This is a genomic window from Serratia sp. B501 (assembly GCF_051172315.1).
GTDB classification, from domain to species: Bacteria; Pseudomonadota; Gammaproteobacteria; order Enterobacterales; family Enterobacteriaceae; genus Serratia; species Serratia ureilytica.
Window position 1 is genome coordinate 86,217 of record NZ_JBPIZB010000010.1, and the last position, 21,394, is coordinate 107,610.

The following is a 21,394-nucleotide window of genomic DNA, read 5'->3' on the forward strand; positions in this document are numbered from 1 at the left end:
AAAAGGGCGCCTGAGGCGCCCTTTTTCATGTCCGAAAATCACTCGATGTCGAGCGGGTCTTCGGAGAGGATGATGCCGGTGTTGTCGGCATACAGGTGGTCGCCGGAGAAGAAGGTGACGCCACCGAAGTTGACGCGGATATCGCTTTCGCCCACGCCTTCGCTTACGGCACCCGCCGGGATCGCCGCCATCGCCTGAATGCCGATGTCGAGCTCTTCCAGATCGTCCACCTGGCGCACCGCGCCGTACACCACGATGCCTTCCCATTCGTTCTGGGCGGCCAAGCGCGCCAGTTCGGCGTTGATCAGCGCCCGGCGTACCGAACCGCCGCCGTCGACCAACAGCACGCGGCCGCGACCGTTTTCTTCAAGCAGATCGAATAACAGGCCGTTATCCTCAAAGCATTTCACCGTGGTGATCTGCCCGCCAAATGAAGTACGCCCGCCAAAATTGGAGAACAGAGGTTCAACAACGTTCACCTCTTCATGATAGATGTCGCAAAGTTCGGAAGTATCGTATTTCATAGGATTTTACGTCTGTTTGCCGCAGGAATGTTCAGTATATCCCTTTATTCGCCCTGTTGGCAAAATCATCAGTTTTTAACTGAGCGCCACGCCGATGGCGAACAGCAGGTTGGCCAGCAACGCCGCCTTGACCATATGCTCCAGCATCGGCCGCATGCCTACCGGCGTCGGATCGCGCAGCACGCGCAGGCCGTGGCGCACCAGCAGCGGGATCGCCAGCACGAACAGCCAACCCCACGGGCTGTGGAGGTTGAACAGCGTGAACAGCGCGAAACACAGCACCGCGCCGCTGAGCAGCAGGGCGTGGTAAATGCGCGCCTTGTGCGGGCCGAGACGCACCGCCAGCGTATTCTTGCCGTTTTCGCGATCGCTTTCGATATCGCGCAGATTGTTGATATTGAGCACCGCCGTCGCCAGCAGGCCGCAGGCGGTGGCCGGCAGCATCACGACGCTGTCGAAGGTGTGCGTCTGCAGATAGTAGGTGCCGGCCACGCTCAGCCAGCCGAAGAACACCAGCACCGAGATGTCGCCCAGCCCCAAATACCCGTAGGGTTTGTTGCCGACGGTGTAGGTGATGGCCGCCACGATAGACAGCCCACCCAGCACCAGGAAGCCCACCACGTCGCTGGGTTGCTCGCAGGCGACGGCGATCAGCGAACAGCCGGCGATGGCGATCAGCACTACCGTCACCACCAGCGCCCGTTTCATCTGCGCCTGGGTGATCATGCCCTTTTGCATGCCGCGCAACGGCCCGATGCGATCTTCTTTGTCGCTGCCTTTGACCGCATCGCCGTAGTCATTCGCCAGGTTGGAGAGGATCTGCAGCAGACCGGCGGTCACCAGCGCCAGCAGCGCCACTTCAGGTTTCAGGCTGCCGTGCCAGGCGGCGATCGCCGAGCCGACCACGATGGAGGCAAAGGCCAACGGCAGGGTGCGGGGGCGTAGACTTTCGAGCCAGGCGGAAATCGGGGTGGTGGAGGTTGATGAGCTCATGTTTCGCTTCTGTCAGTAAGTTGCGGTGTCCGTTAGAAATAATTGTGGGAGGCAATGCCTCCCACACAGATGACTGACAAGACAATGATTGAGCGATTATAGGATAAAACGACTCAAATCTTCATCCGCCACCAGTTCATCCAGATGACTGCGCACGTAATCCGCATCAATTGTAATGGATTGGCCATTAATTTCACTCGCATCGTAGGAAATATCTTCCATCAGACGCTCCAGCACGGTGTGCAGACGACGCGCGCCGATGTTCTCGGTGCTTTCGTTGACCTGCCACGCGGCTTCGGCGATGCGGCGGATGCCGTCGGCGGTGAACTCGATATTGACGCCTTCGGTGCCCATCAGCGCTTTGTACTGTTCGGTCAGCGACGCGCTCGGCTCGGTCAGGATGCGCTCGAAGTCTTCGGTGGTCAGCGCCTGCAGCTCAACGCGGATCGGCAGACGGCCCTGCAGTTCCGGGATCAGATCCGACGGATTGGCGGTCTGGAACGCGCCGGAAGCGATGAACAGAATGTGGTCGGTTTTCACCATGCCGTGCTTGGTGGACACGGTGCAGCCTTCCACCAGCGGCAGCAGATCGCGCTGCACGCCTTCGCGGGAAACGTCCGGGCCGGAGCTTTGGCCGCCGCGCTTACAGATTTTGTCGATCTCATCGATAAACACGATGCCGTGCTGCTCAACCGCTTCGATCGCCTGCTCTTTCAGCTCTTCCGGGTTCACCAGCTTGGCGGCTTCTTCTTCCACCAGCAGCTTGAAGGCTTCTTTGATCTTCAGCTTGCGCGGTTTTTGCTTTTGGCCGCCGAGGTTCTGGAACATCGACTGCAGCTGGTTGGTCATCTCCTCCATGCCCGGAGGCGCCATGATTTCCACGCCCATCGGCGCGGCGGCCAGATCGATTTCGATCTCTTTGTCATCCAGCTGGCCTTCGCGCAGCTTCTTGCGGAATGCCTGGCGGGCGGCGGACGGTTCCTGGCCTTCTTCCGGCTGGCCCCAGTTGTTTTTGGCCGGCGGGATCAGCACGTCGAGAATGCGCTCTTCGGCCAACTCTTCGGCACGGGTGCGGTTTTTCTCGATCGACTGCATGCGCACCATTTTGATGGCGGCATCGGTCAGATCGCGGATGATGGAGTCCACTTCTTTGCCCACATAGCCTACTTCGGTGAACTTGGTGGCTTCAACCTTGATGAACGGCGCGTTGGCCAGCTTCGCCAGACGGCGGGCGATTTCGGTTTTACCGACGCCGGTCGGGCCGATCATCAGAATGTTTTTCGGGGTCACTTCGTGACGCAGCATCTCGTTGAGCTGCATCCGGCGCCAGCGGTTGCGCAGGGCAATGGCGACAGCGCGTTTGGCCTTGTTTTGGCCAATGATATAGCTGTCCAGTTCGCTGACGATCTCGCGCGGGGTCATTTCAGACATGGTATTCGATCCTTACGCTTTGGAAGGCAATTCTTCAATGGTGTGGAAATGGTTGGTGTAAATACAGATGTCGCCGGCGATGTTGAGGGATTTCTCAACGATGTCGCGGGCGCTCAGCTCGGTATTTTCCAACATGGCGCGGGCGGCGGCCTGGGCGTACGGGCCGCCGGAGCCGATGGCGATCAGATCGTTTTCCGGCTGCACCACATCGCCGTTGCCGGTGATGATCAGCGAGGCGGTTTCATCGGCGACCGCCAGCAGCGCTTCGAGCTTGCGCAGCATGCGGTCGGTGCGCCAGTCTTTCGCCAGCTCGACGGCGGCTTTCACCAGGTGGCCCTGATGCATTTCCAGTTTGCGTTCAAACAGTTCAAACAGCGTGAAGGCGTCAGCGGTGCCACCGGCGAAACCGGCGATCACTTTGTCGTTATACAGGCGACGCACTTTCTTGACGTTACCCTTCATCACCGTATTACCCAGGGTTGCCTGGCCATCACCACCGATGACGACCTGGCCGTTGCGGCGTACGCTTACAATTGTTGTCACGAGCAGACCCTCGTTAAAGACGGAAAGAAGTCCCCGCAGCGCCTGCTTTCGCAGACGCTACGAGGCATATTGAGAGTATAGATGGGGGGGGATTGACGCTTTTCAACCCCCAACGGAGAGGGGAATGCAACTCGACATGCCGACGCCCTTCAGGCGCGAAAGGGTTTTGTCCGCTGCGGCGCGGCTGCTGTAGGGGCCGAGCACCACGCGATTCCAACCGCCACCGGCGGTGATGCGGCTCTCGATGCCCTCGAACGCCAGGCGCGCACGCACGGATTCAGCCTGATCGGTGGCGCGGAACGAACCGCATTGCACCATCCACTTCTGTTTCGATTCCGGTTTGGTGTCCTGCTTGGCCGTTTCCTGTTTCACTTCCGGTTTGGGCTCCGGCTTCGGTTGCGGCTTCGGCTCAGGCTGTTTCACCTGCGCCGGCGGCGGGGTGATTTGCTTCGGCTGCTGGTGCTGCTGCACCGGCGCGGTGGTGGCCCCGTTGTTGAACGGGTTGCGCGGCGCCTGAGTGACCTGCTGCTGTTGCTGTACCGGCTGCTGCTGCATTTGCGGTTGTTGCATCTGCTGCTGGCGGTTGCCGCGCGCGTTGGCCTGGCCCGGATCGTTATACGGCACTTCATTCAGCTGCGTCGGGCGCTGTTGCATGTCGGCCTGCATCTGCTCCAGCAGTTGCCGTTGTTCGGCGGTCAGCTGAGTTTTGGAATTGAGCTCGCCGCCGGCCGTCGGTTCGGTCGGGGTTTGCACGCCGATCTGTCGGTTTTCCAGCTCTTTGATATAGCGCCAGCGCTCTTCCGGCTTCGGCGGCAGGCCGTTGCCTGGGCGAGTGGTGTGCGCAGGCAACAACGGCGCGTCTTCCGGCTTGTTGTGCGTAATGAAATAGAGGCCACCGACAAAGACAACCAGCAACGCGACGGCTAACGCCAGCACGGTTTTGGAAACCTTCGGAGAACTGCGTTTTTTACGGCTGGGGGTTTTGCGCTTAGCTCCTGCTGCGCGCCCACGGCTTACATAGTCTTTTTGTGCCACTATTATTCCGCTGTGTCCTGATGAGAGGATAAGTCCGTCATGTTACTGAACCCTAAAATATTTGACTAGCGTTTCGGAGCAGCGGTGCTGCCTCTGATAATCAATTCACTGTCCAAGAGTCGGGAGCCGCTGGCCACCGTCTGGCCGTTCAACTGCTCCAACAGCAACAACATCGCCTGCTGGCCGATCTGGAAGCGCGGCTGCGCCACCGTGGTCAGCGGCGGATCGCAATACTGCGCCAGCTTGAGGTCGTCAAAGCCGACGATCGACAGATCCTGCGGTACCCGCAGCCCCATTTTCTTCGCCTGGGACAGCACGCCGATCGCCATGACGTCGCTGTGGCAGAACACCGCCGTCGGCGGTTTCGGCTGAGCCATCAACTGGGTCAGCGCTTGCGCGCCGGCTTCGTAGGTAAAATCACCCCGGGTAATATAGCTGCTTTCGACGGTAATGCCATTACGGCGTAGCGCTTGAACATAACCTTGCAGCCGATAATGGCTCAGCGGCATCTGTTCCGGCCCGGCGACGCAGGCGATCTGCCGGTGCCCCAATTGATGCAAATAATGCACGGCTTCAAAGGCGGCGGTCAGGTTGTCGATATGCACCGTCGGCAGTTCCAGCTCGGGCGCGAACTCATTGGCCATCACCATCGGCGGCAGGTTGCGCTGCTCTTCCTTGCTGGCGTCGAACGGTAGATTAGAGCCCAGCAGCAGCATGCCGTCGATCTGTTTGGTGATGATCAGATTGACGAAGGTGCGTTCTTGCTGGTTCTGCTGCGCGCAGTCGCCGATCAGCACCAGATAGCCTTGTTGGGCGGCGGTCTGTTCGATCCCCTGGATCACATCCGCGAAAAACGGATCGCAGATGTCGGGCACGATCACCAGGATGGTGCGAGATTCGTTGCGTTTGATATTGCGTGACAGAGCATGAGGAGAATAACCCACGGCCAGCACGGCCTGTTCCACTTTCTGACGCGTTGGCGTTGACACCTTTTCCGGATTCATCAGCGCACGCGATACGGTAGCCGTTGAAACGCCCGCCATTTCGGCGACGTCTTTCATGGTCGCCATGGATAACTCTTTCTTGTGTTCCAACGCCTTTCTCCTTGCGTCAGCCCCATGCCGACGCCACTACTGCTGTTTGCTCACAATGTCCGGCATGCGGTGGCGGGATTGTTGTCATTGAGCGCCACTCGCGTTCGAGCACTCCGTCGCGCTGCGATGTGGCGACAAAATTTGCCCTCGCAGACATTCTAAACAGAATACGCCCCGCCTTTGTTACCTAATTTGCATAAAAAATGTGACCTGAGAAGGTTTTTTAGCGTTCGCTCGCAATTTAAAGGGTAAACGTTTGCATGACGGCAGCTAAATCGGACTTTTCCGGGATCAGCTGTCGATCGGATCGACATCCAGCGTCCATTTCACCTTGCGCGTTTGCGGCAGGGTGCCGATCAGCGGCAGCGAGCTTTTCATCAGCTGTTGCAGGACGCGCCGTGTCGGATGCTGCAGCAGCAGCTGCCAGCGGAAACGGCCGCCGCGTTTGGACTGCAGCGCCGGCACCGGGCCCATCACCCACAGCGAGTCGTCCTTAAGCGGACTGGCCTCCAACAGATTGCGCAGCTGCTGCAGGAACAGCGGGGCCTGTTGGTTATCGTGATCTTCGGCGCGCACGATGATGTGGCTGGTGTAGGGCGGCAGAAACACGCTGTTGCGCTCCGCCAGCGTCTGTTTGGCGAAGGCGTCGTAACCTTGTTGCAGCAGCACCTGCAATAACGGGTGCTCCGGGTGGTGGGTTTGCAGCAGCACTTCACCCTGTTTGCCCGCTCGCCCCGCGCGCCCGGAGACCTGGGTATAGAGCTGAGCGAAACGCTCGGCGGAGCGGAAGTCGGCGGAGAACAGCGCGCCGTCCACGTCCAGCAACGCCACCAGCGTGACGTCGGGAAAATGGTGGCCCTTGGCCAGCATTTGCGTGCCGATCAGAATGCGCGATTCGCCGCGATGAATATCCGCCAGGTGCTGCTCCAGCGACCCTTTGCGGCTGGTGGTGTCGCGATCGATGCGGGTGATCGGCGTGTCGGGGAACAGCGGCGCCAGCTCATGTTCCAGCTGTTCGGTGCCGACGCCGACCGATACCAGGTGGGTGGAGCCGCACTGCGGGCATTGGTGCGGCACCGGTCGTTGGCTGTCGCAGTGGTGACAGCGCAGCTGGCGCTGATGCTGGTGGAAGGTGTAATAGTGATCGCAGCGCTGGCACTCGGCGATCCAGCCGCACTCGTGGCACAGCAGCGCCGGGGCGTAACCGCGGCGGTTGAGGAACAGCATCACCTGATTGCCGGCTTTTAAATGGTGCTGCATGCTTTTCAAAAGCGGTTGCGACAGGCCGACCTTCAGCGGCAGCCCTTTCAGATCGATCAGGTGCTGCGCCGCCGGTTTGGCGTTGCCTGCGCGCTGGGTGAGCTTCAACTGGCGATATTTGCCCAGCTGCACGTTGTGCAGCGTTTCCAGTGCCGGCGTGGCGGAGCCCATCACCATCGGGATATCTTCTTCCCGGGCGCGGAACACCGCCAGATCGCGGGCGTGGTAGCGCCAGCCTTCCTGCTGTTTATAAGAGCTGTCGTGCTCTTCGTCGATGATGATAACGCCCAGTTGCCGGAACGGCGTGAACAGCGCCGAGCGGGTGCCGATGACGATGGCGGCTTCGCCGCTGCGCGCGCGCAGCCAAACCGCCAGCCGTTCGCTGTCGTTCAGCCCGGAGTGCAGCACGTCCACCGGCGCGTTGAAGCGCTCGCGAAAGCGGGCGATGGTTTGCGGCGTCAGGCCGATTTCCGGCACCAGCACCAGCGCCTGCCGGCCTTTGGCCAACACGTTCTCCAGCACGCTGAGATACACTTCGGTCTTGCCGGAGCCGGTGACCCCGGCCAGCAGCCAGGCGGCAAACTGCTCATCTTCGCTTCGGATCGCCCCGACGGCGGTGGCCTGTTCGGTATTCAGCCGCAGCCGCTCACCGAGCACCGCAAAGTTGGGGCGCCAGTCCTGCGTGGCCGCGACCTGAGCGCGCAGATCGATCAGCCCTTTGGCGCGCAGCGCCTGCAGGGCGCTTTCCGTCAGCTCAAGCTGGCTGACCTGATGGCGATAGACCGGGCGTTGCAACAGCGCCGCCAGCGCCTGCTGCTGTTTCGGCGCGCGTTTCAGGCTTTCGGGCGGCGTGGCGCGCCCCTCTTCGGTGGCGAACCACTGCCACAGCGGCGCGGCCTCGGCCGGTTTGCCTTGGCGCAGCAGGATCGGCAGCGCGTGGAACAGCACTTCGCCGATGGGATAGTGGTAGTAATCGCTGGCCCAGCGCAGGATGCGCCACAGGCTGGGGGAGAACAGCGATTCCGTGTCGATCACGCTGTCGATCGGTTTGAGTTTGTCTAACGGCAGTTCGCTGGTGTCGCTGCAGCCGGTGACGATGCCGATTGCATGCTGCCTGCCCCAGGGCACGCCCACGCGCGCGCCGGCCACCGGCTGCATGCCGGGCGGCAGCAGATAGTCGAAGGTGCGGGCGAGGGGGACCGGCAAAGCAACGTGTACGACGGGCATGATCTCATCCAAATTGAAAAAAGTGGGCATCAGTTTACACGGCGCATCGGCAAATGTACGGTTCCGATTGCGCGCCCTGACTAATGCTGTATAATTTGCCGCCTTTGGTATAATTCGATACCAAAATTCTATTATCAACCACGTGTGGTGTCTGGCGAAACAGGGCTGGATAGCGACACGGCCTTAACTGAGGTTTCCCATGAAACAAGGTATCCACCCAAAATACGAAGAAGTTACTGCTAACTGCTCTTGCGGTAACGTGATGAAGATCCGCTCCACCGTGGGCCACGATCTGAACCTGGACGTTTGTGGCGCATGCCACCCGTTCTACACTGGCAAGCAGCGTGATGTTGCTACCGGTGGCCGCGTTGACCGCTTCAACAAGCGTTTCAGCGTACCAGGCGCTAAGAAATAAGATTTCTTATCGACCGATGAAAAAGGCGCCCTGGGCGCCTTTTTTCTTTTCTGCCGCCGGCGTTCGCCGGGCGGTTCTCAATATTCCCAGGTATCGGGATCGACACCCAGTTCGCGCATCAACGCTTTTGCGGCTTCCGGGATTTCATCGCTGCGCTCTTTACGCAGGTCTTCATCGTTCGGCAGCGGCTGGCCGGTAAAGGCATGCAGAAACGCTTCGCACAGAAGTTCGCTGTTGGTGGCGTGGCGCAGGTTGTTCACCTGGCGACGGGTCCGTTCGTCGGTGAGGATTTTCAGGACCTTCAGCGGAATGGATACCGTGATCTTTTTGACTTGCTCGCTTTTTTTACCGTGTTCAGCGTAAGGGCTGACATACTCGCCGTTCCACTCAGCCATGGGACACCTTAACTTTGTCAGAAAAATTACAAAATTCTAAAAACCGGCCAATTATGCCCGATCTTCACTGTTCTCACTAAATAAATGTCAATTTTACGCGACCAGGGTCACTGAATGCCCCGCTTCGGCCAGGCATTGCCGCTTAACATCTTATCGTAATGTCATATCGGCATAATTTTAGCGGGTATTGTGTCATTGCTCAATCTATACGCAAAGAAGTTTAGATGTCCAGATGTATTGACGTCTATCAATCCTGCGATTACTCTTTAGGCCTCATTCACCGAACCGAGAGCCGAGCGAGCCCATGACGCGTAAACCAGCCACGATTGCCGTACGCAGCGGCCTGAACGACGACGAACAGTACGGCTGCGTTGTCCCGCCGATTCATCTGTCCAGCACCTATAACTTTACCGACTTCAATCAACCCCGAGCTCATGACTACTCGCGCCGCGGCAACCCGACGCGCGACGTGGTGCAGCGCGCGTTGGCGGAGCTGGAAGGCGGTGCCGGCGCGGTGATGACCGGCAGCGGGATGTCGGCGATCCATCTGGTGACCACCGTACTGCTGAAGCCCGGCGATATGCTGGTGGCGCCGCACGACTGTTACGGCGGCAGCTATCGGTTATTCGACAGCCTGAGCAAGCGCGGCGCTTATCGCGTGCTGTTCGTCGATCAAGGCAATGAGGCCGCCCTGCAACAGGCGCTGGCACAAAAGCCGAAGCTGGTGTTGATAGAAAGCCCCAGCAATCCGCTGCTGCGGGTGGTGGACATCGCGGCGATCTGCGCTGCCGCGCACGCGGCGGGCGCGTTGACGGTGGTGGACAACACGTTCCTCAGCCCGGCCCTGCAACAGCCGATCGAACTCGGTGCCGATCTGGTGGTCCATTCTTGCACCAAATACCTGAACGGGCATTCGGACGTGGTGGCCGGCGCGGTGATCGCCAAAGATCCTGAGCTGGCGGTCGAGCTGGCCTGGTGGGCGAACAACATCGGCGTGACCGGCGGCGCGTTCGACAGCTATCTGTTGCTGCGCGGCATGCGCACGTTGTCGCCGCGCATCAAGGCGGCGCAACAAAACGCTGAAGCGATTGTTGACTATTTACAGCAGCAACCGCTGGTGAAAAAGCTGTATCATCCCTCCCTGCCGGAGAATCCGGGGCATGAGATCGCCCGTCGTCAGCAGCGCGGTTTCGGCGCGATGCTGAGTTTTGAACTGGACGGCGATGAAGCGGTGCTGCGCCGTTTTCTCTCTGCCCTTGAGCTGTTTACTCTGGCAGAATCGTTGGGCGGCGTAGAAAGCCTGATCTCGCATGCAGCGACCATGACTCACGCCGGCATGGCGGCGGAGGCGCGGGCAGCGGCCGGCATCTCCGAGAGCCTGCTGCGCATTTCCGTGGGTATTGAAGACAGTGAAGATTTGATTGCCGATCTGGAACGCGCTTTCCAGGCGGCGGCAACGAGGTAAGCATGAATGCAATTGCTGTAGCAGGGCCGGTGAGCGGGCGTCAACTGCACAAGTTTGGCGGCAGCAGTCTGGCGGATGTGAAGTGTTATCTGCGTGTGGCCGGGATTATGGCGGAATACAGCCAGCCGGGCGACATGATGGTGGTATCGGCCGCCGGCAGTACCACCAACCAGTTGATCAACTGGCTGAAGCTCAGCCAGAGCGATCGCCTGTCTGCGCACCAGGTGCAGCAGACGTTGCGTCGTTATCACAGCGATCTTATCAGCGGCCTGTTGCCGCCGGAAAGCGCCGAGCCGCTGATCGCCGAGTTCATTCAGGATCTGGAACGCCTGGCGGCGCTGCTGGACGGCAATGTCGACGAGGTGTGCTACGCCGAAGTGGTCGGGCACGGCGAGATTTGGTCGGCGCGCCTGATGGCGGCGGTGCTCAACCACCTGGACATGCAGGCGGCCTGGCTGGATGCGCGTGACTTCCTGCGCGCCGAGCGCGCCGCGCAGCCGCAGGTGGATGAAGGCCGTTCTTACCCGCTGCTGCAACAATTGATGGCCCAACACCCGGGTAAACGCCTGGTGGTGACCGGGTTCATTTCGCGCAACGACGCCGGGGAAACCGTGCTGTTGGGGCGTAACGGCAGCGACTACTCCGCCACTCAGGTCGGCGCGCTGGCCGGCGCTGCGCGCGTCACCATCTGGAGCGACGTGGCCGGGGTTTACAGCGCCGATCCGCGCAAGGTGAAAGACGCCTGCCTGCTGCCGCTGCTGCGTCTGGACGAAGCCAGCGAGCTGGCGCGTCTGGCTGCGCCGGTGTTGCATACCCGTACCCTGCAGCCGGTCTCCGGTAGCGATATCGATCTTCAACTGCGCTGCAGCTATCAGCCGGAGCAGGGCTCGACGCGCATCGAGCGCGTATTGGCTTCCGGCACCGGCGCCAAGATTGTCACCAGCCACGACGATGTGTGCCTGATTGAACTGCACGTTGCCGCTCAGCATGACTTCAAACTGGCGCAGAAAGAGTTGGATCTGGTGCTCAAGCGCGCGCAGATCAAACCGCTGGCGGTGGGCATCCACCCAGACCGCAACCTGGTGCAGCTGTGCTACACCTCCGAGGTGGTCAACAGCGCGCTGGCGACGCTGCAGGCCGCGGTGCTGCCAGGCGAGCTGCGCCTGCGCGAAGGGTTGGCGCTGGTGGCGATGGTCGGCGCCGGGGTGTGCAAGAACCCGCTGCACAGCCACCGTTTCTATCAGCAGCTGAAAGATCAGCCGGTCGAGTTTATCTGGCAGGCGGAAGATGGCATCAGCCTGGTGGCGGTATTGCGCCAGGGGCCGACCGCGCTGCTGATCCAGGGGCTGCACCAAAGCCTGTTCCGCGCCGAGAAGCGCATCGGTCTGGTGCTGTTCGGCAAGGGCAATATCGGGTCGCGCTGGCTGGAGCTGTTCGCCCGTGAGCAGACCAATATCTCCGCGCGCAGCGGCTTCGAATTTATCCTGGCGGGGGTGGTGGACAGCCGCCGCAGCCTGCTAAACTATGACGGGCTGGACGCCAGCCGCGCGCTGGCATTCTTTGAGGACGAAGCGCAGGAGCTGGATGAAGAATCGCTGTTCCTGTGGATGCGCGCGCACCCGTTCGACGATCTGGTGGTGCTCGACGTGACCGCCAGCGAAGAGCTGGCCGGGCAGTATCTGGATTTCGCCAGCTACGGTTTCCACGTGATCAGCGCCAACAAGTTGGCGGGGGCCTCGTGCAGCGACAGCTATCGCCAAATACGCGACGCCTTCGCCAAAACCGGCCGCCACTGGCTGTATAACGCCACCGTCGGCGCCGGCCTGCCGGTCAACCATACGGTGCGCGATCTGCGCGACAGCGGCGACAGCATTCTGGCGATCAGCGGTATCTTCTCCGGCACGCTCTCCTGGCTGTTCCTGCAGTATGACGGCACGGTGCCGTTCACCGAGCTGGTGGATCAGGCCTGGCAGCAGGGGCTGACCGAACCGGATCCGCGGGTCGATCTCTCCGGCCAGGACGTGATGCGCAAGCTGGTGATCCTGGCGCGCGAGGCGGGCTACGACATCGAACCGAACCAGGTGCGGGTCGAGTCGCTGGTGCCGGCGGGGGGCGAGCTGGGCTCCGTCGATCAGTTCTTCGAGAACGGTGAGGCGCTGAATCAGCAGATGCAACAGCGCTTTGAGGCCGCCAGCGAAATGGGCCTGGTGCTGCGCCACGTGGCGCGTTTCGACGCCAACGGCAAGGCGCGGGTCGGCGTGGAGGCGGTGCGCCCTGAGCATCCTCTGGCCTCGCTGTTGCCGTGCGACAACGTGTTCGCCATCGAAAGCCGCTGGTATCGCGATAATCCGCTGGTGATCCGCGGGCCGGGCGCCGGCCGCGATGTGACCGCCGGCGCGATCCAGTCAGACCTTAACCGATTGGCGCAGCTGCTTTAATCCTCTGCGGGCGCGGGCTCACCGCGCCCCTTGGCTTTTCCTGCCATACTTATCTTTGCCGCGATCATGAAATTCCCTCGTTGAGCGGGTGAGGATTAATCATCTTATTCCCCTCATTTTCCTGTTGACTCTTTAGCCAACATGCGGCATTTTCTATCTAGACGTCTAAACGTATAGACGCTCATCAAGATGAAATAAAAACAGTGATCGATAAGAGGTGAGCAGGGTATGAGTTTTTTCCACGCAAACCAGCGGGAAGCGCTGAATCAGAGTCTGGCGGAGTTGAACGGCCAGATTAACGTATCATTCGAGTTCTTCCCGCCACGCACCAGCGAGATGGAAGAGACCCTGTGGCAGTCGATCGATCGTCTGAGCATTCTCAAACCTAAATTCGTTTCCGTCACCTACGGCGCCAACTCCGGCGAGCGCGATCGCACCCACAGCATCATCAAAGGGATCAAAGAACGCACCGGCCTGGAGGCGGCGCCGCACCTGACCTGCATCGATGCCAGCCCGGCGCAGCTGCGCGACATCGCGACCGATTACTGGAACAGCGGCATCCGCCATATCGTGGCGCTGCGCGGCGATCTGCCGCCGGGCGGCGGCAAGCCGGAAATGTACGCGACCGATCTGGTGGCGCTGCTGAAAGACGTGGGTGACTTCGACATTTCCGTCGCCGCTTACCCGGAAGTGCACCCGGAGGCGAAGAGCGCCCAGGCCGATTTGATTAACCTGAAACGCAAGATCGATGCCGGCGCCAGTCGCGCGATTACCCAGTTCTTCTTCGACGTTGAGAGCTACCTGCGCTTTCGCGACCGCTGCGTCGCCGCCGGTATCGACGTGGAAATCGTGCCGGGCATTCTGCCGGTGTCCAACTTCAAGCAGCTGCAGCGCTTCGCCACCATGACCAACGTGCGGGTGCCAAGCTGGATGACCAGCATGTTCGAAGGGCTGGACGACGATGCGGAGACCCGCAAAATGGTCGGCGCCAACATCGCCATGGACATGGTGAAGATCCTGAGCCGCGAAGGGGTGAAAGATTTCCACTTCTATACGCTGAACCGTGCAGAGATGAGCTACGCCATCTGCCACACGCTGGGCGTGCGTCCGGTGGCCGCCGCCTGACGGGCTTGCTCCATTGACAAGGGCGCCGCTTTGCCGCGGCGCCCTTTTTTGTGGGGGGGACATAAAAAAACGGCCCCGGTAAACGGGGCCGCGATGAGGCTCACTAGCCGGTGTTGCGCATCCCGGCGGCGACGCCGGCGATGGTGACCATCAGCGCCTGCTCCACGCGGGCGTCTGGCTGCTCCTGCTGGCGCGAACGGTGCAGCAATTCGGCCTGCAAGACGTTCAACGGGTCGGTATAGACGTTGCGCAGCGCGATGGATTCGGCGATCCACGGCAGGTCTTCCATCAGGTGCGCATCGTTGGCGATGGTCAGCACCACCTTGATGTCGCTTTCCAGCTGATCGCGCAGCTGTTGGCCCAGCGGCCACAGCGATTTATCCACCAGGCGCTGATCGTAGTATTCCGCCAGCCACAGGTCGGCTTTGGCGAACACCATTTCCAGCATGGCGATGCGGGTGGAGAAGAACGGCCAGTCGCGACACATCGCCTCCAGCTCCGCCTGTTTGCCGGCTTTCACCGCTTCCTGCAATCCGGCGCCGGCGCCGAGCCAGGCCGGCAGCATCAGGCGGTTCTGCGTCCAGGCGAAGATCCACGGAATGGCGCGCAGGCTCTCTACGCCGCCGTTCGGCTTGCGCTTGGCCGGGCGCGAGCCCAGCGGCAGTTTGCCCAGCTCCAGCTCCGGCGTGGCCGCGCGGAAGTAAGGCACAAAGTCCGGGTTTTCACGCACGTAGCCGCGATACATTCGGCAGGAGGTCTCGGACAGGTCGTCCATCAGCGCCCGCCATTCTTTCTTCGGTTCCGGCGGCGGCAGCAGGTTGGCCTCGAGGATCGCGCCGGCATACAGCGCCAGGCTGCTGATGGTGACTTCCGGCAGGCCGAACTTGAAGCGGATCATCTCGCCCTGTTCGGTGACGCGCAGGCCGCCCTTCAGGCTGCCCGGCGGCTGCGACAGCAGCGCCGCATGCGCCGGAGCGCCGCCGCGGCCGATGGAACCGCCGCGGCCGTGGAACAGCGTCAGCGCCACGCCGGCCTTTTCACAGGTTTTGATCAGCGCGTCCTGCGCGCGGTACTGCGCCCAGGAAGCGGCCATCACGCCGGCGTCTTTCGCCGAGTCGGAATAGCCGATCATCACCATCTGTTTGCCCTGGATGAAGCCGCGATACCAGTCGATGTTCAGCAACTGGGTCATTACGTCGTCGGCGTTGTTCAGGTCGTCGAGGGTTTCGAACAGCGGGGCGACCGGCAGCGCGAACGGGCAGCCGGCCTCTTTCAGCAGCAGGTGCACCGCCAGCACGTCGGAAGGCGTGCGCGCCATCGAAATCACGTAGGCGGCGATCGAGCCCTGCGGCGCTTCGGCGATCACCCGGCAGGTTTCCAGCACTTCCTGCGTGTCGGCGCTCGGTTGCCATTTCAGCGGCACCAGCGGGCGTTTGGAGTTCAGTTCGCGGATCAGGAACGCCTGTTTATCGGCTTCCGACCAGCTTTCATAGTCGCCCAGCCCCAGATAGCGGGTCAGCTCGGCGATGGCTTCGGTATGGCGGGTGCTCTCCTGACGCACGTCGATGCGCACCAGCGGCACGCCGAAGCAGCGCACGCGGCGCAGGGTATCCAGCAGTTGACCATTGGCGATGATGCCCATGCCGCAGGCCTGCAGCGACTGGTAGCAGGCATACAGCGGCTCCCACAGCTGCTCGTTGTTCACCAGCAGGTCGTGCGGTTTCAGCACGCGCTCGCCCTTCAGGCGACCTTCCAGATAAGCCTGGGAACTCATCAGCTGGCTGCGCAGCTGCTTCATGATTTCGCGGTAAGGCTCCTGCACCTCATCGCCGCCGGCGCGGGCGCGCAGCTCAGGGGTGCACTCAGTCATCGACAGCTCGGAGACCAGCACCTGGATATCGCGGGTAAACAGGTCGCAGGCTTTCCAGCGGCTGAGCAGCAGCACATGGCGGGTAATTTCGGCGGTGACGTTCGGGTTGCCGTCGCGGTCGCCGCCCATCCAGGAGGTGAAGCGCACCGGCACCGCTTCTACCGGCAGGCTGTAATCGATGGAGTTTTCCAGCTGTTCGTTGAATTCGCGCAGGAACGCCGGCACGCCTTCCCACAGGCTGTTTTCCACGACGGCAAAACCCCATTTGGCTTCGTCGATCGGGGAAGGGCGGTGTTTGCGAATTTCATCGGTGTGCCACGACTGAGCCACCAGCTGGCGCAGGCGGCGCATGATCTTGTTGCGCTCGTAGTCGGCCAGATCGTTGTGATCGAGCTGGCTGAGGCAGGTGTTGACCTCCACCAGCTTGTGGATCAGGGTGCGGCGGGTGATCTCCGTCGGGTGCGCCGTCAGCACCAGCTCGATGGAGAGTTGCGACACCGCGTGCTGCAGCTCTTTGTCGCTGAGCTTTTTGTCTTTGAGGCGGCTGAACAGTTGGGCCAGCGCTTCCGGGTTGCTGGCGGCTTCGCCGTTGGGCGAAATGCTGTGGTACTGCTCGGCGACGTTGGTCAGGTTGAGGAACTGGCTAAAGGCGCGCGCCACCGGCAACAGCTCGTCGTTGGACAAGTTCTGCAGGGTGGAGAGCAGCTCCTGGCGATGCGCTTCGTTGCCGGCGCGTGAGGATTTGGAAAGCTTACGGATGGTCTCAACGCGATCGAGAATATGCTCGCCCAGCGCTTCTTTGATGGTATCGCCGAGCAATTTGCCGAGCATACTGACATTACTGCGCATTGCCGAATATTGTTCGTTCATATAACCCCTGACCCAGTTCTGTATGTATGATTTTTATCTTGTAAATAAATTTCACGCGTCAGGCACAGACCGCCTGCCTGATCACATCGCGTTCCTGTCCAATCGTCAATTGACACTATTTTTAGCAAAAAAACATCAAAATCGGCGCATTTTCTGAAATTTAATTACGCCGCGTGGGTTATCAGCGTGGCTTATTTCGCTGCCTTCTACTTATTTTGAGTTAGGGGAAGCATAAAGCATTTCCCCTGTTAAATGTCGGGTTTATTGCCGGCAAAAGTGACTGACCAGCTGGCCCAGCAGTTTGCGCGTCGGTTCGATAAACGCGGTGTCGATGTATTCGTCCGGCTGGTGGGCCTGATCGATGGAACCGGGGCCGAGCACCAGGGTCGGGCATACCTGTTGCACGAACGGCGCTTCGGTGCAGTAGTTGACCACCTGCGTGCGGGTGCCCAGCAGCTCCTCGATCACCGCCACCATGCGGTGGTCGGTCGGGCACTCGTAGCCCGGCACCGACGCGTGCAACTCTTCGATGGTCAGGCGGCCCGGCCAGCGTTGGCTCACTGGCTCCAGCGCCTGATGCATCAGTTCGTTGATGTTGTCGAGCGTCATGCCGGGCAGCGGGCGGATATCCAGGTGCAGTTCGCAACAGGCGCAGATGCGGTTGGCCGCGTCGCCGCCGCTGATATGGCCGAAGTTCATGGTGGGATAAGGCACGGCGAACGCCGGATTGTTGTAGCGCTCCTGCAGGGTTTTGCGCAGCTCCATCAGGCGGCCAATGGACTCGTGCATCAGATCGATGGCGTTGACGCCGCGCGCCGGATCGCTGGAGTGGCCGGACTGGCCGACGATGCGAATGGCGTTGGCCATGTGGCCCTTGTGCGCGCGCACCGGCTGCAGCGAGGTCGGCTCGCCGATGATGGCGAAATCCGGACGAATGGCGGTAGAGGCGGCGAAGTAACGTGCGCCGGCCATCGTCGTTTCTTCATCTGCGGTGGCTAAAATGTACAACGGCTTGGTCAGCTTGCTCGCGTCGATATCGCGCACCGCATCCAGAATAAAGGCGAAGAAGCCTTTCATGTCGGCGGTGCCCAGCCCGTAGAGCTTGTTGTCGTGCTCGGTCAGGGTGAAGGGATCGCGCGTCCAGCGGCCTTCGTCGTAAGGCACCGTATCGGTGTGCCCGGCCAGCAGCAGGCCGCCGCTGCCTTCGCCGATGCTGGCCAGCAGGTTGAATTTGTGGCGCGACTCCGGCACCGGCTGTACGTCGACGCGAAAGCCCAGGTCGGCAAACCATCCGGCCAACAAGTTGATTAACGCCTCATTGCTCTGATCGAGGCCGGCATCGGTGGCGCTGATTGACGGAGTGGCGATCAACGCCCGGTACAGCTCAATAAATGGAGGTAATTTCATCTTCACTGTTGACAGCCTTAGGTTAGGATAGTATCAATATTCATGCATTTATTTTGAATAAAAATACAGTAAGCCGAAGCGTAAGGGAACCCGATGCCCGGATGTTTATAAAAGCATCAACGCCTGGCTCCATGGGTGAACGGCGCAACAACGCTGGCTAGCCCTGTTACCTGGGTCGCAAGCGACCGCACGTCAGTTTAGAAGGTGAAAGGCCACATGTTGAATACGCTGATCGTTGGTGCCAGCGGTTACGCCGGAGCGGAGCTCACGGCTTACCTGAATCGCCACCCACACATGAACATAACCGCTTTAGCGGTTTCAGCGCAAAGTGCAGATGCAGGAAAGTTGCTTTCCGATCTCCATCCCCAGTTGAAAGGCATCGTCGATCTGCCGCTGCAGCCGTTGACCGACGTCGCCAAGGCGGCGCAGGGCATCGATGTAGTGTTCCTCGCCACCGCCCATGAAGTCAGCCACGATATCGCACCGGCTTTCCTGGCGGCGGGCTGCGTGGTGTTCGATCTGTCCGGCGCCTTCCGCGTGCAGGACGCCGGTTTCTATACCCAGTACTACGGTTTCGAGCATCAGCATGGCGCCCTGCTGGAGCAGGCGGTGTACGGCCTGGCGGAGTGGCAGAGCGACAAGATTAAACAGGCGCAGCTGATCGCGGTGCCGGGCTGTTACCCGACGGCGGCGCAGCTGGCGCTGAAACCGTTGATCGAAAAACAGCTGCTGAATCTGGATCAGTGGCCGGTGATCAACGCCACCAGCGGCGTTAGCGGCGCCGGGCGCAAGGCCAGCATGACCACCAGCTTCTGCGAAGTGAGCCTGCAGCCGTACGGTATTTTCACTCACCGGCACCAGCCGGAGATCGCCGCACACCTGGGCGTGCCGGTCATCTTTACGCCGCACCTGGGCAATTTCCCGCGCGGCATCCTTGAAACCATCACCTGCCGTCTGAAAGCCGGGGTGACCGCGCAGGACGTCGCGACCGCCTATCATGCCGCCTATGACGACAAGCCTCTGGTGCGGCTGTACGACCAGGGCGTGCCGGCGCTGAAAGCGGTGGTGGGGCTGCCGTTCTGCGACATCGGTTTTGCGGTGCAGGGCGAGCATCTGATCGCCGTGGCGGTGGAAGACAATCTGCTGAAAGGCGCGGCGGCGCAGGCGGTGCAATGCCTGAATATCCGTTTCGGCTTCCCGGAAACCCAATCACTCCTTTAAACCAGCGTGAGTAAACAGCAATGAACCCGTTAATTATCAAGTTAGGTGGCGTGTTATTAGACAGTGAAGAAGCGCTGGAGCGTCTGTTTACCGCGTTGGACAGCTATCGGCAGCAGCACCAGCGCCCGCTGGTGATCGTGCACGGCGGCGGCTGCGTGGTGGACGAGCTGATGAAGCAGCTCGCTTTGCCGGTGGTGAAAAAGAACGGCCTGCGGGTCACGCCGGCCGATCAGATCGACATCATCACCGGGGCGCTGGCCGGCACCGCCAACAAAACGCTGCTGGCGTGGGCGATTAAACACCAAATCAACGCCGTCGGCCTGAGCCTGGCGGACGGCGGCAGCGCGGTCGTGACCCCGCTCGATCCGGCATTGGGCCACGTCGGCAACGCGCAGCCCGGTTCGCCCGCGCTGCTCAATACCCTGCTGGGCGCCGGCTACCTGCCGGTTGTCAGCTCCATCGGCATCACCGCCGAAGGGCAGTTAATGAATGTGAACGCCGATCAGGCGGCGACGGCGCTGGCGGCGACGCTGGGGGCGGACCTGATCCTGCTGTCGGACGTCAGCGGCATCCTCGACGGCAAGGGCCAACGCATTGCGGAAATGACGGCGCAAAAAGCGGAACAACTGATCGCGCAAGGCATCATCACCGATGGTATGGTGGTGAAGGTGAATGCGGCGCTCGACGCTGCCCGCACCCTCGGCCGCCCGGTGGATATCGCCAGCTGGCGCCATGCCGATCAGCTTCCTGCTTTGTTTAACGGCGTGTCGATTGGCACCCGGATCCTCGCTTAATTTTAGAATTAGAAAGGAATAGATCATGCAAAACCAAGGCATCAAAAAAATCGTTCTGGCGTACTCCGGCGGCCTGGATACCTCGGCCATCATTCCATGGCTGAAAGAGAACTACGGCGGCTGTGAAGTGGTGGCGTTCGTGGCAGACATCGGCCAGGAGCGCAGCGATCTGGAAGGCGTGGAGCAAAAAGCCCTGCAGTCCGGTGCCTCTGAATGTCACGTGGTCGATCTGCGTGAAGAATTTATCCGTGATTACGTTTATCCGGTGCTGCAGACCGGCGCCCTGTACGAGGGCAGCTACCTGCTGGGCACCTCGATGGCGCGGCCGATCATCGCCAAGGCGCAGGTCGAGCTGGCGTTGAAAGTGGGCGCAGACGCGCTGTGCCACGGCGCGACCGGCAAAGGCAACGATCAGGTGCGTTTCGAAACCACCTACACCGCGCTGGCGCCGCAGCTGAAAGTGGTAGCGCCGTGGCGCGAGTGGAACCTGCGTTCCCGTGAAGCGCTGCTGGATTACCTGAAAGAGCGCAATATCCCGACCACCGCATCGCTGGAGAAAATCTACAGCCGCGATGAGAACGCCTGGCACATCTCCACCGAAGGCGGCGTGCTGGAAAGCCCGTGGAACGCGCCAAACAAGGATTGCTGGGTATGGACCGTCGATCCGCAGGAAGCGCCGGACCAGCCTGAGCAGGTGACCGTTACCGTCGAGAAAGGCCGCGTCGTGGCGGTTAACGGTAAAGCGCTGTCGCCGTACCAGTGCCTGGAAACCCTGAACGCGCTGGGCGCCAAGCACGGCGTCGGCCGTATCGACATCGTGGAAAACCGTCTGGTGGGCATCAAATCCCGCGGCTGCTATGAGACCCCAGGGGGCACCATCATGGTGGCGGCGCTGCGCGCCATCGAGCAGCTGGTGCTGGATCGCGACAGCTTCAAATGGCGCGAGCAGCTGGGCCTGGAGATGTCCTATGTGGTGTACGACGGCCGCTGGTTCGCGCCGCTGCGCCGCTCGCTGCAGGCCTCTGCCGAAGCATTGGCTGAAGAGGTGAACGGTGAAGTGGTGCTGCAGCTGTACAAAGGCCAGGTGACGGCGACCCAGAAAAAATCCGCCAACAGCCTGTACTCCGAAGAGTTCGCCACCTTCGGCGAAGACGAAGTTTACGATCACAGCCACGCGGGCGGCTTTATCCGCCTGTTCTCTCTGTCTTCACGCATCCGCGCGTTGAACGAGAAAAAGAATAAATAACCGATTGGCGTGACTCTGCAAGGGCGCAGCATGCTGCGCCC

Annotated in this window: 17 protein-coding genes; 7 read left to right on the top strand and 10 right to left on the bottom strand. The window is 60.9% G+C overall.

Annotation, left to right across the window (positions count from 1 at the left end):
* Positions 1-38 precede the first annotated feature (38 nt).
* The 7 genes from rraA to priA form a co-directional block, all read right to left on the bottom strand.
* On the bottom strand, positions 39-524 hold the full coding sequence (gene rraA / locus ACSBQV_RS22780) for a ribonuclease E activity regulator RraA (protein WP_004931090.1): 486 nt from the start codon (positions 522-524) through the stop codon (positions 39-41).
* A 75-nt stretch (positions 525-599) separates the two neighbouring features.
* Entirely contained in the window at positions 600-1,517 is a 918-nt protein-coding gene (locus ACSBQV_RS22785; RefSeq protein WP_069099991.1) for a 1,4-dihydroxy-2-naphthoate polyprenyltransferase, read from the bottom strand.
* 96 nt (positions 1,518-1,613) lie between these two features.
* On the bottom strand, positions 1,614-2,948 hold the full coding sequence (gene hslU / locus ACSBQV_RS22790) for an HslU--HslV peptidase ATPase subunit (RefSeq protein WP_033645212.1): 1,335 nt from the start codon (positions 2,946-2,948) through the stop codon (positions 1,614-1,616).
* A 12-nt stretch (positions 2,949-2,960) separates the two neighbouring features.
* Complete coding sequence (gene hslV, locus ACSBQV_RS22795; RefSeq protein WP_004931085.1) at positions 2,961-3,491, bottom strand: ATP-dependent protease subunit HslV; 531 nt, start codon at positions 3,489-3,491, stop codon at positions 2,961-2,963.
* A gap of 102 nt (positions 3,492-3,593) precedes the next feature.
* Positions 3,594-4,526, bottom strand: coding sequence for a cell division protein FtsN (gene ftsN, locus ACSBQV_RS22800; RefSeq protein ID WP_099784702.1), 933 nt, complete (start codon positions 4,524-4,526; stop codon positions 3,594-3,596).
* Positions 4,527-4,591: 65 nt separating this feature from the next.
* Positions 4,592-5,620: a DNA-binding transcriptional regulator CytR gene (cytR, locus tag ACSBQV_RS22805; RefSeq protein WP_025304661.1), complete on the bottom strand. Its 1,029-nt coding sequence runs from the start codon at positions 5,618-5,620 to the stop codon at positions 4,592-4,594.
* A gap of 291 nt (positions 5,621-5,911) precedes the next feature.
* Positions 5,912-8,107 (bottom strand): primosomal protein N', encoded by a 2,196-nt coding sequence (priA, locus tag ACSBQV_RS22810; RefSeq protein WP_099784812.1) that lies wholly within the window; start codon positions 8,105-8,107, stop codon positions 5,912-5,914.
* Positions 8,108-8,306: 199 nt separating this feature from the next.
* On the opposite strand from priA, the gene rpmE reads away from it, so the two are divergent.
* Positions 8,307-8,522 carry a 50S ribosomal protein L31 gene (rpmE, locus tag ACSBQV_RS22815; RefSeq protein ID WP_004931078.1) on the top strand — a complete coding sequence of 72 codons (216 nt, stop codon included), beginning with the start codon at positions 8,307-8,309 and terminating at the stop codon, positions 8,520-8,522.
* 77 nt (positions 8,523-8,599) lie between these two features.
* On the opposite strand, the gene metJ is transcribed toward rpmE, so the two are convergent.
* A complete protein-coding gene (gene metJ, locus ACSBQV_RS22820) occupies positions 8,600-8,917 on the bottom strand; it encodes a met regulon transcriptional regulator MetJ (protein ID WP_004931076.1) in 318 nt (105 codons plus the stop codon).
* 304 nt (positions 8,918-9,221) lie between these two features.
* Between metJ and metB the strand changes: the two genes are divergently transcribed.
* The 3 genes from metB (at position 9,222) to metF (ending at position 13,945) form a co-directional block, all read left to right on the top strand.
* Complete coding sequence (gene metB, locus ACSBQV_RS22825; RefSeq protein WP_099784700.1) at positions 9,222-10,382, top strand: cystathionine gamma-synthase; 1,161 nt, start codon at positions 9,222-9,224, stop codon at positions 10,380-10,382.
* Between the two features lie 2 nt (positions 10,383-10,384).
* On the top strand, positions 10,385-12,820 hold the full coding sequence (locus ACSBQV_RS22830) for a bifunctional aspartate kinase/homoserine dehydrogenase II (protein WP_099784698.1): 2,436 nt from the start codon (positions 10,385-10,387) through the stop codon (positions 12,818-12,820).
* A 228-nt stretch (positions 12,821-13,048) separates the two neighbouring features.
* Positions 13,049-13,945, top strand: a complete 897-nt coding sequence (gene metF, locus ACSBQV_RS22835; RefSeq protein WP_033645217.1) for a methylenetetrahydrofolate reductase — start codon at positions 13,049-13,051, stop codon at positions 13,943-13,945.
* A gap of 103 nt (positions 13,946-14,048) precedes the next feature.
* Here the strand turns inward: metF and ppc are convergent, their stop codons facing one another.
* Together ppc and argE are read right to left on the bottom strand one after the other, a co-directional pair.
* Positions 14,049-16,685 carry a phosphoenolpyruvate carboxylase gene (ppc, locus tag ACSBQV_RS22840; protein ID WP_004931070.1) on the bottom strand — a complete coding sequence of 879 codons (2,637 nt, stop codon included), beginning with the start codon at positions 16,683-16,685 and terminating at the stop codon, positions 14,049-14,051.
* Between the two features lie 261 nt (positions 16,686-16,946).
* A complete protein-coding gene (gene argE / locus ACSBQV_RS22845) occupies positions 16,947-18,092 on the bottom strand; it encodes an acetylornithine deacetylase (RefSeq protein WP_033631320.1) in 1,146 nt (381 codons plus the stop codon).
* A gap of 216 nt (positions 18,093-18,308) precedes the next feature.
* Between argE and argC the strand changes: the two genes are divergently transcribed.
* Genes argC through ACSBQV_RS22860 form a run of 3 tightly spaced genes read left to right on the top strand, consistent with a single transcriptional unit; the run spans position 18,309 to position 21,353 of the window.
* The gene (argC, locus tag ACSBQV_RS22850; protein WP_099784696.1) at positions 18,309-19,313 is read left to right on the top strand and encodes an N-acetyl-gamma-glutamyl-phosphate reductase; all 1,005 of its coding nucleotides are present in this window, start codon (positions 18,309-18,311) and stop codon (positions 19,311-19,313) included.
* Between the two features lie 20 nt (positions 19,314-19,333).
* Positions 19,334-20,107 (top strand): acetylglutamate kinase, encoded by a 774-nt coding sequence (gene argB, locus ACSBQV_RS22855; RefSeq protein WP_033645219.1) that lies wholly within the window; start codon positions 19,334-19,336, stop codon positions 20,105-20,107.
* A 25-nt stretch (positions 20,108-20,132) separates the two neighbouring features.
* Positions 20,133-21,353: an argininosuccinate synthase gene (locus ACSBQV_RS22860; protein WP_004931061.1), complete on the top strand. Its 1,221-nt coding sequence runs from the start codon at positions 20,133-20,135 to the stop codon at positions 21,351-21,353.
* Positions 21,354-21,394 lie beyond the last annotated feature (41 nt).

Bases quoted from the DNA above. Each gene is read 5' to 3' on its own strand.
- metJ (WP_004931076.1), bottom strand. From the start codon at position 8,917: ATGGCTGAGTGGAACGGCGAGTATGTCAGCCCTTACGCTGAACACGGT.
- argE (WP_033631320.1), bottom strand. From the start codon at position 18,092: ATGAAATTACCTCCATTTATTGAGCTGTACCGGGCGTTGATCGCCACT.
- ppc (WP_004931070.1), bottom strand. From the start codon at position 16,685: ATGAACGAACAATATTCGGCAATGCGCAGTAATGTCAGTATGCTCGGC.
- ACSBQV_RS22860 (WP_004931061.1), top strand. From the start codon at position 20,133: ATGCAAAACCAAGGCATCAAAAAAATCGTTCTGGCGTACTCCGGCGGC.
- priA (WP_099784812.1), bottom strand. From the start codon at position 8,107: ATGCCCGTCGTACACGTTGCTTTGCCGGTCCCCCTCGCCCGCACCTTC.
- argC (WP_099784696.1), top strand. From the start codon at position 18,309: ATGTTGAATACGCTGATCGTTGGTGCCAGCGGTTACGCCGGAGCGGAG.
- metB (WP_099784700.1), top strand. From the start codon at position 9,222: ATGACGCGTAAACCAGCCACGATTGCCGTACGCAGCGGCCTGAACGAC.
- hslU (WP_033645212.1), bottom strand. From the start codon at position 2,948: ATGTCTGAAATGACCCCGCGCGAGATCGTCAGCGAACTGGACAGCTAT.
- rpmE (WP_004931078.1), top strand. From the start codon at position 8,307: ATGAAACAAGGTATCCACCCAAAATACGAAGAAGTTACTGCTAACTGC.
- metF (WP_033645217.1), top strand. From the start codon at position 13,049: ATGAGTTTTTTCCACGCAAACCAGCGGGAAGCGCTGAATCAGAGTCTG.
- rraA (WP_004931090.1), bottom strand. From the start codon at position 524: ATGAAATACGATACTTCCGAACTTTGCGACATCTATCATGAAGAGGTG.
- ACSBQV_RS22830 (WP_099784698.1), top strand. From the start codon at position 10,385: ATGAATGCAATTGCTGTAGCAGGGCCGGTGAGCGGGCGTCAACTGCAC.
- ACSBQV_RS22785 (WP_069099991.1), bottom strand. From the start codon at position 1,517: ATGAGCTCATCAACCTCCACCACCCCGATTTCCGCCTGGCTCGAAAGT.
- argB (WP_033645219.1), top strand. From the start codon at position 19,334: ATGAACCCGTTAATTATCAAGTTAGGTGGCGTGTTATTAGACAGTGAA.